This window comes from Allobosea sp., from assembly GCF_017308015.1.
GTDB lineage: Bacteria > Pseudomonadota > Alphaproteobacteria > Rhizobiales > Beijerinckiaceae > Allobosea.
In genome coordinates, this window is record NZ_JAFKFW010000018.1 from 56,416 (window position 1) to 73,726 (window position 17,311).

The 17,311-nt window shown below is 66.1% G+C and carries 13 protein-coding genes; 7 read left to right on the top strand and 6 right to left on the bottom strand.

Going from position 1 to position 17,311, the window contains the following annotated elements; genetic code table 11:
- Window position 1 precedes the first annotated feature (1 nt).
- Entirely contained in the window at window positions 2-871 is an 870-nt protein-coding gene (locus J0I42_RS15695; RefSeq protein WP_291656062.1) for a LysR substrate-binding domain-containing protein, read from the bottom strand.
- Between the two features lie 142 nt (window positions 872-1,013).
- Here J0I42_RS15695 and pbfA point away from each other — a divergent pair, with 142 nt between their 5' ends.
- The gene (pbfA, locus tag J0I42_RS15700; protein WP_291656063.1) at window positions 1,014-2,375 is read left to right on the top strand and encodes a (R)-1-hydroxy-2-aminoethylphosphonate ammonia-lyase; all 1,362 of its coding nucleotides are present in this window, start codon (window positions 1,014-1,016) and stop codon (window positions 2,373-2,375) included.
- Window positions 2,376-2,382: 7 nt separating this feature from the next.
- A complete protein-coding gene (locus tag J0I42_RS15705) occupies window positions 2,383-3,396 on the top strand; it encodes an NAD(P)-dependent oxidoreductase (RefSeq protein ID WP_291656064.1) in 1,014 nt (337 codons plus the stop codon).
- Window positions 3,397-3,413: 17 nt separating this feature from the next.
- On the opposite strand, the gene J0I42_RS15710 is transcribed toward J0I42_RS15705, so the two are convergent.
- The 3 genes from J0I42_RS15710 to J0I42_RS15720 form a co-directional block, all read right to left on the bottom strand.
- Window positions 3,414-5,840, bottom strand: coding sequence for a GcvT family protein (locus J0I42_RS15710; RefSeq protein WP_291656065.1), 2,427 nt, complete (start codon window positions 5,838-5,840; stop codon window positions 3,414-3,416).
- Window positions 5,841-5,914: 74 nt separating this feature from the next.
- Entirely contained in the window at window positions 5,915-6,685 is a 771-nt protein-coding gene (locus tag J0I42_RS15715; protein WP_291656066.1) for a DeoR/GlpR family DNA-binding transcription regulator, read from the bottom strand.
- A 14-nt stretch (window positions 6,686-6,699) separates the two neighbouring features.
- Window positions 6,700-8,166: an NAD-dependent succinate-semialdehyde dehydrogenase gene (locus J0I42_RS15720; protein ID WP_291656067.1), complete on the bottom strand. Its 1,467-nt coding sequence runs from the start codon at window positions 8,164-8,166 to the stop codon at window positions 6,700-6,702.
- A gap of 311 nt (window positions 8,167-8,477) precedes the next feature.
- Between J0I42_RS15720 and J0I42_RS15725 the strand changes: the two genes are divergently transcribed.
- On the top strand, window positions 8,478-9,788 hold the full coding sequence (locus tag J0I42_RS15725; protein WP_291656069.1) for an amidase family protein: 1,311 nt from the start codon (window positions 8,478-8,480) through the stop codon (window positions 9,786-9,788).
- 45 nt (window positions 9,789-9,833) lie between these two features.
- Here the strand turns inward: J0I42_RS15725 and J0I42_RS15730 are convergent, their stop codons facing one another.
- Window positions 9,834-10,310: a hypothetical protein gene (locus J0I42_RS15730; RefSeq protein WP_291656071.1), complete on the bottom strand. Its 477-nt coding sequence runs from the start codon at window positions 10,308-10,310 to the stop codon at window positions 9,834-9,836.
- A 149-nt stretch (window positions 10,311-10,459) separates the two neighbouring features.
- Here J0I42_RS15730 and J0I42_RS15735 point away from each other — a divergent pair, with 149 nt between their 5' ends.
- On the top strand, window positions 10,460-10,921 hold the full coding sequence (locus J0I42_RS15735; RefSeq protein ID WP_291656072.1) for a hypothetical protein: 462 nt from the start codon (window positions 10,460-10,462) through the stop codon (window positions 10,919-10,921).
- 43 nt (window positions 10,922-10,964) lie between these two features.
- Here J0I42_RS15735 and J0I42_RS15740 read toward each other — a convergent pair whose 3' ends face one another.
- Entirely contained in the window at window positions 10,965-11,651 is a 687-nt protein-coding gene (locus J0I42_RS15740) for a transposase (RefSeq protein WP_291656073.1), read from the bottom strand.
- 586 nt (window positions 11,652-12,237) lie between these two features.
- On the opposite strand from J0I42_RS15740, the gene J0I42_RS15745 reads away from it, so the two are divergent.
- From J0I42_RS15745 to J0I42_RS15755, 3 genes are all read left to right on the top strand, one after another.
- Window positions 12,238-13,062, top strand: a complete 825-nt coding sequence (locus tag J0I42_RS15745) for a hypothetical protein (RefSeq protein WP_291656074.1) — start codon at window positions 12,238-12,240, stop codon at window positions 13,060-13,062.
- A gap of 132 nt (window positions 13,063-13,194) precedes the next feature.
- A complete protein-coding gene (locus J0I42_RS15750; RefSeq protein WP_291656075.1) occupies window positions 13,195-15,180 on the top strand; it encodes a hypothetical protein in 1,986 nt (661 codons plus the stop codon).
- Between the two features lie 41 nt (window positions 15,181-15,221).
- Window positions 15,222-17,297, top strand: a complete 2,076-nt coding sequence (locus tag J0I42_RS15755) for a type I secretion system permease/ATPase (protein WP_291656077.1) — start codon at window positions 15,222-15,224, stop codon at window positions 17,295-17,297.
- Window positions 17,298-17,311: the final 14 nt, after the last annotated feature.

Sequence of the window (17,311 nt, forward strand, 5' to 3'; positions counted from 1 at the left end):
CTTACCTGCGCAGGGATCGCGCCAGCGCGAAGAAGGCTTGGATGACTTTGCTGTTGCGGCGCTCATGCAGGCAGATCAGCTTTTCGTGCATGAGGAGCGGCGGCCCGTCGAGCGGGATGCGCACCAGCCGCGGATCGTCCTCGCCGAATTCGGCCGCCGAGACGAAGCCGATCCCGCCGCCCGCCGCCACGATAGCGCGCACCGCCTCGCGCCCTTCGGCCTCGACGGAGTAGCTCAGGGTGACACCCTGTTCCGTCGCCCGCTGCTCCAGCAATTGCCGTGTGCGCGAACCGCGCTCGCGGATGACCAGCGGCCAGCTCGCGAGGTCCTGCAGTGAAAGCGCTGGACGCGCCGAGCTCGGATGGCCCTTCGCCGCAAAGGCAATGATCGGCGAGACATTGAGCGGCAGCACTGCGAAGGGGCGCTCGTCGGCGAGTTCGCCGAGCACCCCGATCTCGGCATCGTAGCCGATCAGCGTCTCGACGATGCTGCCGGTATTGCCCTGCGCGATCGAGACCTGGATGCCGGGATGGCGCTCGCGGAAGGCGGCCAGAACATCCAGTACGTGATGGACGGAATCGGCGACGATCCTGAGCGCGCCGGTGCGCAACGAGCGCTCCTCCTGCAGCAATTCCAAAGCCTCGCCCTCGGCCCCGAACAGGCGATGCGTGACCGCGAGCAACCTCTGGCCGGCCGGTGTCAGGACGACTTGTCGGTGGCGGCGGCTGAACAGCGCGACGTCGTATTCCTCCTCCAGCTTGCGGACCTGATCGGAGATCGCCGGCTGGGTCAGGTTGAGCGCGAGCGCCGCCTTCGAGAAGCCACCGGACAGCGCGACCTGATGGAAGGCACGAAGCTGGACATGACGCATGGCGGAAGAAGCCTCGAAAAGCTGATCCGGATTGATATCGCCAAAATTTATACTTGGATATGAAATAGCGATTTTTCAGATCGAGAAGGCGCGGGCATTCTGAAACTCGAAGCGCCTGTCCGGCGCAAACCGAGGCCTTGTCATGCGCGCCGAAACCGCCGCCATCGTCCATACCGAAGGCGAATCCAACACCTCCGCGGCACGCAGCGACTGGTCGGCGGGAATCGGCGACGCCGGAACGCGCGAACTGCTCGCGCGCGACTCCGCCGCCTTCCTGCACCAGAGCCTGTCGAGCCCCTGCCTGACTGCGATCGCCAAGGCGGAGGGCATCTGGATCGAGGACACGATGGGGCGCCGTTACATGGATTTCCATGGCAACAGCGTCCACCATATCGGCTATGGTCACCCGCGCCTGAAGGAGGCGATCAAGGCGCAACTCGACGATCTCTGCTTCGCGCCGCGCCGCTTCACCTGCGAGCCGGCGGTCGAGCTGGCCGAGGCGCTCGCGCGGATGGCGCCGGGCGATCTCGGCAAGGTGCTTTTCACCACCGGCGGCTCGGATGCGATCGAGGTGGCGCTCAGGCTCGCCCGCGCCGCGACCGGCCGCTTCAAGACGCTGTCGTTCTGGGATGCCTTCCATGGCGCCGGCTTCGGTGCTTCCAGCATCGGCGGCGAGGCCACCTTTCGTTCCGGCATAGCCGGCCCTCTGCTGCCGGGCGCCGAGCATGTCGCGCCCTGGGGCACCCGCAACTGCGCCTATGGCCGTGACAATCTGGAGGATTCGGCCCGCGCCTGCGCCCGCATGATCGCCTATGTGCTGGCGCGTGAAGGGGATGTCGCGGCCGTCGTCGCCGAGCCTATGCGCGCGACGCCATACCCGCCGGCACCCGGCTTCTGGAAGAGCGTGCGCGAGGCCTGCGACCGGCACGGTACGCTCTTGATCTTCGACGAGATCCCGACCGGTCTCGGCAAGACCGGGCGCTTCTTCGCCCATGAGCATGACGAGGTGCAGCCCGACATGGTGGTGCTGGGCAAGGCGCTGGGCGGCGGCATCCTGCCGATCGCGGCGGTGGTGGCGCGGCGCGATCTCGATGTCGCCGGCGGCTACGCGATCGGCCACTACACTCATGAGAAGAACCCGGTCACGACCCGCGCGGCGCTGACCACGATCAACATCATCCGCGAGGAGGGGCTGACCGAGCGCGCCGCCGAACTCGGGGCCTATGCGATAGAGCGCCTGCGAAATTTCGGCGCGAGTTGCCCGGCCGTCGGCGATGTGCGCGGCCGCGGCCTTCTCTTCGGGATCGAGCTTGTTTCGGATCGCGATGCCTGGACGCCGGACAATGCCTTGGCCGAGCGGGTCTATTACCGCTGCCTCGAAGCGGGGCTCAGCTTCAAGATCAGCCAGGGCAATGTGCTGACTCTGTCGCCGCCGATGATGATCGCGCGGGCCGATCTCGAACGGGCACTCGCCATCGTCGAGCAGGCAATCCTGGCTGGCTGAGGGGGCGATGATGAAGGCCGTCCGTACAGACCGGGAGCTGGAATGCCCGGAGATCGACGCAGGGCTGCGCGCCCGCGGCGTCGAACTCGTCACGCTCCCCGATGGAATTTCCGAGGAGGCGCTGATGCGGGAGGTCGCCGACGCCGACCTGCTGCTGATGTGCTACCAGCCGGTCACGGCGCGCGTGATCGCGGCGGCGCCCAAGCTCAAAGGCATCGTCAAATACGGCGTCGGCATCGACGCGATCGATATTCCCGCTGCGATTGCGCGCGGCATCCCTGTGGTCAATGTGCCCGAATACGCCGAGCAGACGGTCGCGGAAGGCGCCTTCGCCCTGATGATCGCGCTGGCGAAGCGTATGCCCGAGATCGGCCGGACGATGGAAGGCAAGGGCTGGATCTGGCCGGCACAGCACTGGATCGGCCGCGACATCGCCGGCGCGACGCTGGGCCTGGTCGGTACGGGCAAGATCGGCCGCAGCATGGCACGGATGGCGGGGCAGGGATTCCGCGCGCGGATCCTCGGCTATGATCCGCATGTCGATGCTAAGACGATGGCTGCCGCCGGGATCGAGAAGGTCGACGACCTCCATGCGATGCTCAGGCAATGCGATCTGGTCTCGCTGCACAGCGTCCTGAACGACGCGACCCGCCATGTCATCGGCCGGGCGGAGTTAGCCTGCCTCAACCGAAATGCCATCCTCGTGAACGTCTCGCGCGGCGCGCTGATCGACGAGGCCGCGCTGGTCGAGGCGGTGCTGGCGGGCAAGCTCGGAGGCGTCGGGCTCGATGTCTACAGCCAGGAGCCGCTCGCCCGATACGGGCATCCGCTTAGCCCCCTGTTCGGCCGCAACGACGTCATCCTGTTCCCGCACCTGACCTTCTTCACGGTGGAAGCGATGCGGCGGCTTTCGGACGACACGCTGGCGCGCTGCTTTGAGATTCTGGACGGCAGGCCGGTGCAAATCCGCTCGCAGGACCCGCGCCTGCGGGCGCAGACGCGGAATGTCGCGTTGGCCTGAGCTGGTTCAGCAGAGCGTCAGGACTTGACGCTCTTGCGGTCGAGCGGAGCCGCGAGGCTGGCACTGACCGGAACGCTGGTGCCGGCAAGGTCGATCGTCCAGCTTCGGGCATCGAGCCAGGCCTGGTCGATCGGCTGGTCGCTCGAGGCCCAGCCCAGCGCCACGATGCCATCGAGACTTGCGCCGAAAGCGGCCGAGGTGATCTCGCCGACCGGCTTGCCATCAGCCAGGATCGCTTCGCCGCCCCAGGCCATTTGCCCGTTCGGGCGTGGCCCGACAAGAGCGATCAGCCGTTTCATGCGCGGCGCGGCCTTGGCGGCGACGAGCGCCTCGCGGCCAAGGAAATCGCCCTTGTCGAGTTTCACCGCGAAGCCGAGCCCGGCCTCGTAGGGATTGACGTCCGGCGTCAGCTCGCGGCCCCAGGCACGGAAGCCCTTCTCGATGCGCAGTGAGTCGACGGCGTAATAGCCGACATCGACCATCCCGAGATCGGCCCCGGCCTCGTGCAGCGCATCGTAGATCGCGGCGGTGAACTCGACGGGGGCATAGAGCTCGAACCCATCACCGAGATAGGAGCGGCGGCAGGCCCAGGTCGTGGCATAGCCGATCGTGATCTTGCGGATCGCGTTGGCCGGGAAGTCCGCCAGCTCGAAGGAGGTCGGCGAGAGGCGGGCCAGAAGCTCGGGGACCTTCGGCCCGGCCAGCGAGAGCACGGCATAGGACGAGGTCACGTCCGTCAGCGTCACGCTTTCTGGGAGTTGACGCCGGATCCAGTGCGCGTCGCGCGTCGCCTGCGCCGTGCCGGTGAGCAGGAGGTAGGTATCTGGCGCAATCCGGGCGGCGGTGAGATCGCTCTCGAAGGTGCCGCGCGCATTGAGCAGCGCCGTGTAAACGGAGGTGCCGACCGGCACGGCGACATCGTTTGCGGCGAGGCGCTGCAGGGCAGCCTCGGCCTGCGGGCCCTGAAGCAGGAACTTGGCGAAGCTCGACATGTCGACGAGGCCGGCAGCCTCGCGGCAGGCGCGATGTTCAGCTGCGACGGTTTCGAGCCAGTTCTGCGGGCCGAAGGAATAGCCGATCGTGCGCTCGCCCTGGGAGCGGGCGAAATAATTCGCGCGCTCCCAGCCCATTTTCGAGCCGAAGACGGCGCCCTTTGCCGCCAGCCGGTCATAGAGCGGCGAGCGCCGGAAGGGGCGGGCGGTGTCGAGCTCGCGGTTCGGCCACGGCATGGCATAATGCAGGCCGAGCGTTTCCTTGATGCGATCCTTCAGCCAGGCCGGGTTGTTGTTGAAATCGGCGAAGCGCCGGATGTCGACGGGCCAGAGATCGCTGGTCGCCTCGCCCTCGACAATCCATTCGGCCAGCGCCCGTCCGGCGCCGCCGGCCGAGGCGATGCCCATCGAGTTGAAGCCGGCGCCGACATAGACGCCTCCCACCTCCGGCGCCTCGCCGAGCAGGAAGTTGTTGTCCGGCGTGAAGCTCTCGGGGCCGTTGAGGAAGGTCTTGATCTCGGCCGTCTCCAGCGCGGGCACGCGCTGCAGCGCGTTCTCCATCAGGATGCCGAACTGGTCCCAGTCGTCGGGCAGGAGCTGGAACTCGAACGGGTAGGGGATGCCGTCCATGCCCCAGGGTTTTGCGTCCGGCTCGAAGCCGCCCATGACGAGCCCGCCGACCTCCTCCTTGAAGTAGATATAGCCGTCGGGGTCGCGCATCACCGGCAGGTCGGGTGAGACACCTGCGATCTTGCCGGTGACGATGTACATATGCTCGGCCGAATGCAACGGCACCGAGACGCCGCACATCTGGCCGATGGTGCGCGACCATTGACCGGCGCAGATGACCAGCACCTCGCATTCGATCCGGCCCTGGTCGGTCTGGACCGCCTTGACCCGGCCCTTCTCCGTTTCGATCCCGGTGACGCGGATGCCTTCGCGCACGGTCGCGCCGCCGCTGCGGGCGCCGCGTGCCAGGGCCTGCGTGATGTCGGAAGGGTTGGCCTTGCCGTCGCCGGGCAGCCAGACGCCGCCGACGAGGTCGTCGGTGCGCATCACCGGCCATTTGTCGCCGGCTTCCTGTGGGCTCAGCTCCTCGATCTCGACACCCTGTGCACGCGCAGCCGAGATCGTCCGGCGGAGCTGCGTCATCCGCTCCTCAGTACGCGCGACCGAGACCGAACCGCAGCGCTTCCAGCCGGTGGCGAGCCCGGTTTCGTTCTCCAGCGAGGCGTAGAGCTCCGTCGAGTAGCGGATCAACCGCGTAATGCTGGACTGGCTGCGCAATTGCCCCACAAGGCCCGCCGCATGCCAGGTGGTGCCGGAGGAGAGGCGCCCCTGTTCCAGCAGCAGCACGTCACGCCAGCCGAGCTTGGTCAGGTGATAGGCGACCGAGCAGCCGATGATGCCGCCGCCGATGATGACGACACGGGATTGGGTGGGAATGGACATGAGCGCCTCCGCGATGGAAGGAAGCTTAGCCGGTCATCTCCAGAAAACAACAAAAAACCACAAAAACAGTCAAATCAGCCAGCGCGAATCCGGACCCCTTGCGTGGCCAGTTTCGCTGCGAGCGGGGCGGGGGGAGCCACGTCGACCAGAAGCCCGGCGCAAGGCCGGTCCCCGCCGATGCGGCTCGGCAGAACGAGTCCGAACTTGCCGCTGTCGGCCATCAGGAAGCCCTGCTCTGCCGCGTTCAGCAGCGCGGTTCGGGTTGCGGCGCCGGCGCGGGTATAGTCGGTGAGGTGCCCGTCCGGATCGACGCCGCCGACGCTGACGAAGGCGAAATCGGCCGAGAGCCGCGCGATTGCGCGCAGCGTCTCCGGGCCGGTGGTCGCATCCTCGTTGCGATCGAACTCGCCGCCGATCAGGAGGACGCGGGCGCCGGCCAGCCGGCTGACGAGCCGGGCATTCTCCAGCGAGGTCGTGTGCACGATCAGGCGCTTGCGGTCCGATCGGGCCAGGGCGCGTGCCAAGGCCTCGGTCGTCGTGCCGGAATCGAGCAGGACGGTCATGCCGTCGCCGAGCAGCGAGACGGCGAGATCGGCGATCCTCTCCTTGCCGGCGCGGTTCACGTTGCGACGGCTGGCGAAGGAAGCTTCCGAGCGCTCGTTGCGGATGGCCCCGCCATGGACGATCGAGAGCAGGCTGCCAGCCGACAGGGCCTTGAGATCGCGCCTCACCGTCTCGCGCGAGACATCGAGCGCCTGCGCCAGCTCCTCCACCGTGACGGAGCCCGTCTCGTCGAGTTTCGCCAGGATGGCGTTGTGCCGCCGCGCTGCGATGTCGCGTGTCATGGAAGCGGAGCCGGTTACGCCGTGGCCCCGGCGCCGATCCCGCCGATGCAGGTGTACTTCACGTCGAGATAGTCCTGCAGGCCGTATTTCGAGCCTTCCGAGCCGAGGCCGGATTCCTTGACGCCGCCGAAGGGCGCGACCTCGGTGGTCACGAGGCCCTCGTTCACGCCGACGATGCCGTATTGCAGCGCCTCCGAGACGCGGAAGGTGCGGCCGAGGTCGCGCGTGTAGAAATAGCAGGCGAGCCCGTATTCGGTGTCGTTGGCGAGGCGCAGCGCCTCTTCCTCGGTCTCGAAGCGGAAGACCGGGGCGACCGGCCCGAAGATCTCCTCGCGCGCGAACTGCATGGCGCCGGTCGCGCCGGCGATCACGGTCGGCTCGTAGAAGCTGAGGCCCAGCTCCGAGCGCTTGCCGCCGGTCGCGACGGTGCCGCCCTTGGCCTTGGCGTCGGCCACCATCTCCTCGACCTTGGCGAGCGCCTTCTCGTCGATCAGCGGGCCTTGCGTCACGCCGGCCTCGAGACCGGAGCCCAGCTTGAGCTTGCGGGTCGCGGCCGCCAGCTTCTCGACGAAGGCGTCGTAGATGCCGGCCTGCGCGTAGAAGCGGTTGGTGCAGACGCAGGTCTGTCCGGAATTGCGGAACTTGGCGGCGATCGCCCCTTCGACCGCGCGGTCGAGATCGGCATCGTCGAAGATGATGAAGGGCGCGTTGCCGCCGAGCTCCATCGAGACCTTCTTCACCGTCTCGGCTGCCTGCTTCAGCAGCACCTTGCCGACCGGGGTCGAGCCGGTGAAGGTGATCTTGCGAACCAGCGGATTGCCGGTGAGCTCGCCGCCGACGGTGCGGGCGTCACCCGTCACGACATTGACGACGCCGGCCGGAATGCCGGCCTTCTCGGCAAGGATGCCCCAGGCCAGCGCTGAATAGGGGGTCTGCGAAGCGGGCTTGGCGACGACGGTGCAGCCGGCGGCCAGCGCCGGGCCGATCTTGCGGGCCAGCATCGAGGAGGGGAAGTTCCAGGGCGTGATCGCGCCGACCACGCCGAGCGGCTGCTTGGTCACGATGATGCGCCGGTCGGCCCAGGGCGAGGGGATGACGTCGCCATAGACGCGCCGCGCCTCCTCGGCGAACCACAGCACATAGGCCGCGCTCATGCCGACCTCGCCCTTGGCTTCGGCCAGCGGCTTGCCCTGCTCGCGGGTCAGGAGCTCGGCGAGTGCGTCCTGGTGCTTCAGGATTTCGTCGGCGAGCTTGCGCAGCAGCACCGCGCGCTCCTGCGCGGTCTTGGCGGCCCAGGCCGGGAAGGCGGCATGCGCGGCCTCGATCGCGGCGCGTGTCTCCTCGATCCCGGCCGAGGGAACCGTTCCGATCGATTGGCCGGTCGCCGGGTCGGTGACGTCGATCGTGCCGCCCGAGGCCTTGTCCAGCCAGCGCCCGCCGACGAAGATCGCGTCGCGCTTGAAATCGCTCCACTGGGACATGATTCAGCCTTTCAGATACGGTGGGGAGAGCGCAACCGCGCATCATCATGGCGCATGGCGGCGAGGCGCTGTGGGGGATGGCGTCACGCATCCCTTCTACTGTGCGGGTGGCGCCATGGGAACATGCAGCCACACTGCGGTTTGCCGCGACATGGCAGAGGTGGCCGCCGCCGCCCTGGCGATCGTGCATTGCCTCCCTGTCATCGGCGGCCATTTACGGCGCGCTCCCAACGGATACGCTCGCCACGATTCCCCGCTGCGTCCGACCTTTGCCGGATAATGCGGACCCCTTTGCTCGAAAAGGTGCTCCGATGACCGAAAGTTTTCGCCCGTCCGCCGCTGAACGCCTCGAGAAGGCGTTCGCCCGGATCCACGATCCCAGGCTCGAAGGCGGGAAGGTGTTCACGGCGCTCTATGAAGCCTCGGCGCGACGCGAAGCCGCAGCTTCGGACGCTCGGGCCGCCGCCGGAAAGCCTCTGGGGCCGCTGGACGGGCGCATCGTCTCGATCAAGGACCTGTTCGACGTGGCGGGCGAGACCACGCGCGCCGGAGCGGCTGTCCTGCGCCGCCAGCCGCCGGCCGCTGCCGATGCTCCGATCGTGCAGCGTCTGCGCGCTGCCGGGGCCGTCATCGTCGGCAAGACGCAGATGACGGAGTTCGCCTTCTCGGCACTCGGCACCAATTCCCACGATCCGGTCGCCGGCAATCCGCATGATCGCAGCCGGGCGCCTGGGGGCTCGTCCTCGGGGGCCGTGGTTTCTGTGGTCGATGGCATGGCCGAGATCGCGATCGGCAGCGATACCGGTGGCTCGATCCGTATTCCCGCGGCCCTGACCGGCGCGGTCGGCTTCAAGCCGACCTCCGGGCGTGTTCCGACCTCTGGCGCCTTCTCCCTCTCCAGCACGCTCGACACGGTCGGCCCGATTGCCGGCAGCGTCGCCGATTGCGCCGTCACCGACACCGTTCTTGCCGGGGAGGCACAGGCCCCGCTGGAGCCGCGGCCGCAGGCCCGCTTCGTGGTCGCGCGCGGGCGCCTGTTCGATGCGATGGAGACTGAGGTCGTCGAGGCGTTCGAAGCGGGGCTGGAGCGGCTGCGGCGTGCCGGCCTCAGCGTCGTGGACGGTTCGCTCGACCCGCATCTCGATGCAGTCGCGGCGCTCGACAAGATCGGCGGCTTCCCGTCGATCGAACTGGGTGCGACCTTGCGCGATCTCGGCGTGACCGGCCTCGACGAGGTAGATCCCAAGACGCGGGCCCGCATCGAACTGGGCGCCGGCATCCTCGGGGTCGATTATGTCCGCATGCAGCGCCGGCGGGCGGCGGCAGTCGCGGCCTTCGCAGCGGCGATGACGGACGATACGGTCTATCTCCTGCCGACCACGCCGATCCGGGCGCCGCTGCTGGCATCCGTCGCCGACGATGCCGGCTTCCACCAGGCCAATGGCCTCGTGCTGCGCAATCCGCGCGTCGGCAATCTGCTCGACACGCCCTCGCTCTCGCTGCCTTTGCCGGTTCCGGCAGGCGCGCTGCCGGTCGGGATGATGCTGATCGGCCGGCGCGGCGCCGACCGGGCCTTGCTGGCAATGGCCGCGAGTGTCGAGGCGGCGCTCGCTCGCACATGAGGTCGCGGGAGGCGCCGGGACGTTGCTATCCCGGCGCCTCCCGGTCTATTTTTCTGGCCCGTCCATGGCCGCCTCCAGTACGGGCATCAGGTCCCAGATCCGGCGGTTCAGCGCGTGGAGGTCCTGTATCGTCCGGGAAATCTCCTCCAGCCGGTTGTCGTCGACGGGTTTGCGCAGGCCGAAGCGCAGGTTGCCGCGGCTCTCCTCCACCTTCATGTGCTGGGTATGAGTGATCTCGCCATCGGCATCGATGACGAAGGTCGCGTGGCTGAGATCGTTGCGCAGGCGCGTCGCGGCCGAGAAGCGTTCGACGATGTCGTTGATTTCGCTGCGGACCGCCTTGCCGAGCGGTGCGATCTTGGCGAGACGCTGCACCAGATCGAGCCGCGCCCGCGTCGTGTTCAGCGTGGCGAAGACGATGGCCGCAGCGCGTTCGTCCGTGCGGAGCAGCAGCATCAGCAGGTAGATGAACAGGCTCTCGTCGTTGGACCACGCAAGATTCAGGTCGCCTGCCAGGTTCATGAAGGCTAGCCTGCGTGTGGAGGAGCGTCGCGCGGAAACGATGTTCAGCGCGTCGAAATCCGGGCGGGGCGGCAGGACCGATGATCCCTTCGCGGGCCTGCGCATCAGCACCCCCTTCAAGGAGAGATTTCGGATCGGGTGGGGACGCCATGTTCGAACTGCTCAGGATCCGCAGGGCGCGGCGGCTGGCTCACGCCACGCTCGAACCCTTTCTGCGTGGGGCTCCGGGCAGCAGCGACGGCCTGCAGGCGGGCGACTGGCTCCATCCTCAGATCATCGGCTTCCTCGCGACACTCGTCACGCTGGTCGCGCAGCGCGATTGCGGTCGGATGCGCAGCCATGCGCTCGCGGCCGTGCAGGCCGATGTTCTGAACGCCGTGACTGGCATCGGACCCGAACTGATCGGGGAGGAGATCTGCCTGTGGAGCAGCCGGGGCGATCCGGCTTTCGTTGCCGGCGTCGGCGGTGCGGCGGCGTTTCTCGAGGCGATGTCGGTTCGCGTCGGCGGTCCGGACGGGAACGAAGCAGACGATGCGGCGCTGACCCTGCTGTGGGAGGAGCATGTCGGCCATCTGCTTGCGTTTGGACAGGGCAGGCGCTCGGGGCCCTGAAGGCGTGGCCGTGCGCGACCGGGGCCGCTGTCGCTCGGACGGGCTAGAACCGGGCATCGTTTTGCCCGCAACAACCCATCTGCAGTTCGGGGTCATCGAACAGGCTCAATTGGAGCTGCTGCTCACCGGATGCCTCGAAGCGCGGGCCCGGCCGACTTGCCGAAAACGCCAGCAATCGGTTCAGCGCGTCGAAGAATACGGCGTCGCTGCATGGTGAGGCGAGATTGTCGAGAGCGTTGAGGAAGCGCTCATAGCGTGCCCGGTAGATCGCCTGTCCCGGCTGTGGAGGCGCTGCCGCTTCCGGCAGGGGGCGACGGATATCGAGCGGCGGCCAGGTGTCCGCCGGCGGAACGCCGGAAGAGCTTTCTCTCGCGGTCAGCGCCGCCGCGATCTTGCCCTTCAGATGCCAGGCCGTCCGGACGGAAATGCCGAGGATCTGCCCGAGCTTCTGCGAACTCAGGCGATGACCGCTCGACATCAGGAGGTAGAGGCCCTGCAGCCAGACATGCATAGGGACATGGCTGTTCTGGAAAATCGTGCCGTGCCGAACCGTGAAGGGCTTGCGGCAGGCATAGCATTTCCAGGTCCCGATCGAGCAACTCGATCCGCTCAGTCGGCCAAGACGGGAGCTTTCCCCGCAATGGGGGCAAACCGGACCATCGCGCCAGATCAACGCCTCCAGCGAAAGGAAGGCGGCTCGTTCGTCGTGCAGGCGGACGGCATACGTCATTGCCAGCCTCCGACGTGCAGCAGTGAAGCGATCACTGGGTCGGTAAAAATCAACAAACGGTTAACGCAGGGTAGTCATTCGACACGTTGACGCATTCGCTACGTCATGGCTCTTTATAGCAACGGATTGCCTTCGAGGGAAACAAAATCGAAGAAGGCGTTCCAGCTTAGATTCCGACATAGCGAATTTGTTAGGCTGATTTATTCGTAATCAATGGCGATTGCGAAGCGTAATTATTTTGTCTTTCTCATATATTAATCCGCATTAATCATATGAAGTGCATTAAATTCTATAGTTATTTCATTTATTTCGATTGATTGCTTCAGAGGAAAGGCGGGAGCCGAAGATTCAGTCGGAATGATTGTTCCGCAACAAGCAGTCGGGAGGGAAGCCAATGATTTAAGTCCGCCACTGGCCCGGGCTCGAAACCCGGAAATGGAAGGAAGTTTCGCTGCATCGGCGAGATGAATTCCGAGAATGCATGGCGTTTTCATTTAACCGACATCGTTTGTGACGGAACGCGCAGCGCAGAAGAGAGGCGCATCACCGGCACGCCGCGATGTCTCCTGAAGGACAGGAGCGTGTCATGGGTAGCCAGCAGCATCAGCCGAAGCATAACGATCCCTCACAGGCCCAGGGTCAGGGCCAGCTTCAGGGGCAGGCCGAACTTCAGGCCCAGTTGCAGGGGCAAGGCCAGGGACAAGGACAAGGGCAAGGCCAGGGTCAGTCTCAGGGTCAGGCGCAATATGCCGGCCAGTACGCTGGCCAGGCCGTCGAAACCGACGTCTGGAATGCCAACGGCAATCTCAACGGCAATGGCAATCTCAATGCCAACGGCAACCTGAACGGCAACGTCAATTACAATGACAATTACCTCGGAAACGAGGTCAACAATGCCGTCAACAATTGTGTGAACGTTGATGTGAAGGTCGATCTCGACCTTGAAGGCTCGCTGGGCAGGCCGGCGGATGCCGACGCGATCGACATCGATTCGATCTGCGGGATCGAGGAATCGATCATCATGCCGGACGTGGTCAGCCAGACTGTCGATTGCGGCAACAACTTCAACATCGACCAGGTCAACAACCTGACCGACAACGATACGCTGAACAACCCGTCGGTGAGCTACACCGCTGGCGGTCTCGCCGATGCGTGCTGCGATCCGTGCGGCGCCGATGCGAACTCGGTCGGCGACTTCTCGATGACCGCGACTGCGACCGGTGGTACGGCCGATGCCTATATCGGTTCGCTCTCGGGCGATGACGGCGACTTCAGCGGCGCCGGCGCGGCCACAGCGGCGGTCAGCCTCTCCCAGGAAGCCTTTACCCAGTCGATCGTGCAGGGCGCGAACATCCAGTTCAACTCGATCGACCTGACGGTGGGCAGCGGGGACTCGCTCGACTCCCTGTAAGTCCTGATCGATCCAGAGGACCGCGCGGGTTCGTCCCGCGCGGTTTTCGCTCTGGAATGCCTTTTCTCATGCGCGACATGCGTTTGGACTTTTCCCGCCTGGCACCAGCCGGACGCAGCGGAGGATCGTGCCATGCAGGCAGGCGGCATCACCGAGACCATCTGGCATTTCATCGGTTATCTGCATCTCGCCGATTCCGTGGCGCGCGCGCCGGAATTCTATGAGAGCGATCCGCCGCCGCCGCTATTGCCCGGGCTTTACGATCCCGCCTCGGAGCCGCTGCGCGGCCTTGCCTTCGACGAACTCGTCTCGATTCCGACCCCGATCCATGAGGCGTCGGTTTCGAATGCGCACGATAGCCTGGGCCATGCTTCGTCGCCCGCGAGCCTCGCCGGCCTGGCCCGGTCGCTGCCATCTGTTCTGCTGCCGCTGAAGCCGGTCGTCTTCCATGCCGAGGGGTATGGCATCGGCCTGCGCGCGACGCCCCGCGTCATCACCGCCGAGTACCGGGAAGGCGGTATCGAGAACCAGATCCAGATTCGCCAAAGCAACGTCGCGGATGATCGCGATCTGATCACCTCGGATGCGATCCGCCATGCCGATGGCAGCCTCGTGGTTCCCGAAGAGCTGCAGCTTGGCGGTGATTTCGCCGCCCTCCTGGCACAAGCCGACGATGTCGCCCCGATAGGCATTCCCGATATGACGGCGGCGCTCCAGGCGGGGACCGGGGATATCGTCGCCATGATCTCGGGTCGTGACGCCGTCTGGGTCCAGACCGGGAGCCCCTATGCGGATGGCGGCCCGCCCGGCGCCGCGCCAGAAGGGCGTATCGTCGATGGGGTCGTCGGCGCTCCCGATCCTTACCAGCCGACTTTGCTCGACATCGCGCCCTGGCGCCCGGGGGAGGCGCCGGTCGAACTCGTCCATGAAGCGAAGCTGGATCTCACCGGCCCGACCGGAGGCGTCGCGACACTGGCCGAAACCGGCCTGAATACGCAGATCAACGCTGCCGTAATCGTCGACGCCAACGAGGCCACCGGCTCCATGATGGTCGGCGGCGATTATTTCTACAGCCGCGGCATCGTCCAGGTGAACATTCTGGCCGATAACGATCATGTCGACATAGCCGTCGCTGGCAATCTCTCTCCCATCGTGAAGACCGCGGGAAACGAGATTCATAACATCGCAGAATTCATCACGCATGAATCGACGATCGCGGTTCGCGGGGCCGCGGCCACTCCGCATTGGGTCGTCGACGTGATGCCCGGCGACTTCTACGACGTGAAGTCGATCGTCCAGTTCAACGGGCTCGACGACAACGACCGCACGGTCCAGGCGGAGTCCGGCACCTATTTCAATCTTGGCACTGGCGAGAACCAGCAGATCAATCTGACCAAGATCTTTGGTGCCGACCACTATGACATCATCATCGTCGGCGGCGACTATCATCGCGCGGACTGGATCTACCAGTACAACATCATGCTCGATCCCGACTACGCCAAGCTCTACAGCACGGGCGGGGAGGGGGACGACACGACCGTCACCACAGGCTTCAACAGCCTGACCAACGCGGCCACCATCGAAAGCTACGATGCGACGGCGTTCAAGCCGATGCTCGACGCCCATCACGAGCTCCTCGGGCTTCTCGCGGATGGGGCCACCATCCTCATTCCCGACGCCGACTGGCAGCTCTACGGCAGTGCTTCGGGCACGCTCAGGATCCTCTACGTGCCCGGCGACTACTACGACATCAACGTCGTCACGCAGGTGAACTTCCTGGTCGACGGCGACCAGAGCCTCCAGGCCAGTGCCAGCGCGGGCACTGAGCAGGGGGTTGCCGCAGGTGGCAACAGCGCGCTCAACGAAGCCTATATCGTCGACCCCGGGCTCCTCTCGACCTCCAACTATCTGGGTGGCGAGGCCTATGAAGAGGCGGTGCTGATCCAGGTCGACATCGTGACCGACAGCGACACGGTTACGATCCATGACACGACCACGCTGGTGCCGGAACTCGTCGCCTTCGCCGAGCACGCGGTGCAGGAGCCGGAGCCCGATTGCCCGCCCGCGCAGACCGTCGATCTCCAGCAGGATCATCTGACGTCGAGCATCATGGCCTGAGGCGCAGCAACGAGACGTCAAAAGAACAGGACGGGAAGGGCATGAGCGAAAAAAGCGAAGCACTGCCGCCGGCCAGACCGCCTTCGGCGGGGTCGCCACCGGTCCGCCTGATCGGCTTGCCGCAGGCGATCGGCCTGGCGGGCGGGACGCCCGACGCTACGGCCAACAGCAACAGCCGCATCGGTCTGGCACCTGTCGCCTCGCCCCCGTTTCCCGCAGCGGGCACCCCGCGCGCCGATGCACGTGGCGATGGTCAGCCGCTACCCGAGCCCGTTCCGTTGCGTCCGAAAGCGGATGCCGAGGCGCCGAAGACTGCCCATGACGGCGATCGCGGCGGCAAAGGCGGAGGCGGAGGTCATGGCGGCGGTGGCGGGTCCGGCCACGGCACGCCGATCGAACAGCGCCTCGGCGATCGGGATTTCAAGCAGGTCCTCGGCCAGGGCCTTTCCGGAGCACGGCACAACCTGCTGATCGTGGCGGTGTTCTCGGTCGTGGTGAATACTTTGGTGCTCGCCGTCCCGATCTATCTCTTCCAGATGTCGGACCGCGTGCTGACCAGCCGCAGCCTGGACACGCTGATCATGCTGTCGCTCATCGTCATGGTCGCGATCGGGGCGCATGTTCTGCTCGACATGGTGCGCCGCTTCATGCTGATGCGGGTGGCGGTCGATGTCGAAAGCCGGCTCGGCGGCCCCGTGCTCGCGGCAGCGGCCAAAGCCGCCCAGACCGGCTCCAACCGCGAGTTCCAGACGCTGGCCGATCTCCAGCAGATCCGCAGCTTCCTGACCGGCCCGGTGATACTGACGATGCTCGATGCGCCGACGGCCCCGATCTACCTGCTGGCGGTTTATCTGATCCATCCGCATCTTGGCTACATCGTCACCATTGCGGCGGTCGTGCTCTTCGTCATCGCCTATTTCAACCAGCAGTTCACCGCCGTGCCGTTCGCGCGCTCCAGCGCCTTCTCGACGCGCGCCAATCTCCAGTCGGAGGCGATGTCGCGCAACGCGCAGGTCATCAATGCGATGGGCATGATCCCGGAGGGCGTGCTGATGTGGGGCCGCGAGACGGCTGAATCCCTAAAGGCCCAGGTCAGCGCCCAGGACCGCAACATCCTGATGACCGGCGCCTCCAAGTTCTTCCGGCTGGGCACGCAGGTCGCGATGCTCGGCTGGGGCGCCATGCTCTCGCTCGAAGGTCAACTGACCGGCGGCATGGTCATCGCCTCCTCGGTCGTCGCCGGCCGCGCGCTGGCGCCGATGGAGGGCACGATCGAGGGCTGGCGCAGCTTCATCCACGCGCGCGCCGCCTTCCAGCGCGTCAAGGCGCTGCTCCAGGCCTCGCCGCTCAATCTCGACCGGCTGAAGCTGCCGAGCCCGAAAGGCCGCCTCGACGTCGAGCGCATCCTCTATGTGCCGCCGCCGAACAAGAAGGTCATCCTGAACGGCATCAGCTTCAGCCTCGAGCCGGGGGATTCGCTCGCAATCGTCGGCGCCTCCGGCTGCGGGAAATCGACGCTCGCGCGCATGCTCGTCGGCTCGATCTCGCCGACGGCCGGCACGGTGCGGCTTGACCGGATGGAGCAGCGCAACTGGGATCCGCGTCAGTTCGGCGAGAATGTCGGCTATCTCCCGCAGGATGTTCAGCTCTTCCCGGCCTCGATCAAGGCCAATATCGCCCGTATGCGGGAGGACGCGTCGGACGCCGATGTCTTCGAGGCGGCCGAGATCGCCGATATCCACGAGATGATCGCGCAGTTCGCCCACGGCTACGAGACGCAGATCGGCATCGATGGCGCTCCGCTCTCGGGCGGGCAGAAGCAGCGGCTCGGCCTCGCGCGGGCCTTCTACGGCAATCCGCGGCTGGTTGTGCTGGACGAGCCGAATTCCAATCTCGACGTGCTGGGCGAGGCGGCTCTCGCCCGCGCCTTCGAGCGGGCCAAGACGCGCGGCATGACCGTGGTCGCCGTGACGCAACGGCCGTCCCTGCTGCGCAGTGTCGACAAGATCATGATGATCAAGGACGGCGCCGTGCAGGCCATCGGCACCCGCGACGAAATCCTGCCGATGATCGTGGGGCAGCGCAGCATCGATGGCGCCGCGCCGCGGCCGCAATAGCGCCAGGTTGGGGA

Bases quoted from the DNA above. Each gene is read 5' to 3' on its own strand.
- J0I42_RS15695 (WP_291656062.1), bottom strand. From the start codon at position 871: ATGCGTCATGTCCAGCTTCGTGCCTTCCATCAGGTCGCGCTGTCCGGT.
- pbfA (WP_291656063.1), top strand. From the start codon at position 1,014: ATGCGCGCCGAAACCGCCGCCATCGTCCATACCGAAGGCGAATCCAAC.
- J0I42_RS15705 (WP_291656064.1), top strand. From the start codon at position 2,383: ATGATGAAGGCCGTCCGTACAGACCGGGAGCTGGAATGCCCGGAGATC.
- J0I42_RS15710 (WP_291656065.1), bottom strand. From the start codon at position 5,840: ATGTCCATTCCCACCCAATCCCGTGTCGTCATCATCGGCGGCGGCATC.
- J0I42_RS15715 (WP_291656066.1), bottom strand. From the start codon at position 6,685: ATGACACGCGACATCGCAGCGCGGCGGCACAACGCCATCCTGGCGAAA.
- J0I42_RS15720 (WP_291656067.1), bottom strand. From the start codon at position 8,166: ATGTCCCAGTGGAGCGATTTCAAGCGCGACGCGATCTTCGTCGGCGGG.
- J0I42_RS15725 (WP_291656069.1), top strand. From the start codon at position 8,478: ATGACCGAAAGTTTTCGCCCGTCCGCCGCTGAACGCCTCGAGAAGGCG.
- J0I42_RS15730 (WP_291656071.1), bottom strand. From the start codon at position 10,310: ATGAACCTGGCAGGCGACCTGAATCTTGCGTGGTCCAACGACGAGAGC.
- J0I42_RS15735 (WP_291656072.1), top strand. From the start codon at position 10,460: ATGTTCGAACTGCTCAGGATCCGCAGGGCGCGGCGGCTGGCTCACGCC.
- J0I42_RS15740 (WP_291656073.1), bottom strand. From the start codon at position 11,651: ATGACGTATGCCGTCCGCCTGCACGACGAACGAGCCGCCTTCCTTTCG.
- J0I42_RS15745 (WP_291656074.1), top strand. From the start codon at position 12,238: ATGGGTAGCCAGCAGCATCAGCCGAAGCATAACGATCCCTCACAGGCC.
- J0I42_RS15750 (WP_291656075.1), top strand. From the start codon at position 13,195: ATGCAGGCAGGCGGCATCACCGAGACCATCTGGCATTTCATCGGTTAT.
- J0I42_RS15755 (WP_291656077.1), top strand. From the start codon at position 15,222: ATGAGCGAAAAAAGCGAAGCACTGCCGCCGGCCAGACCGCCTTCGGCG.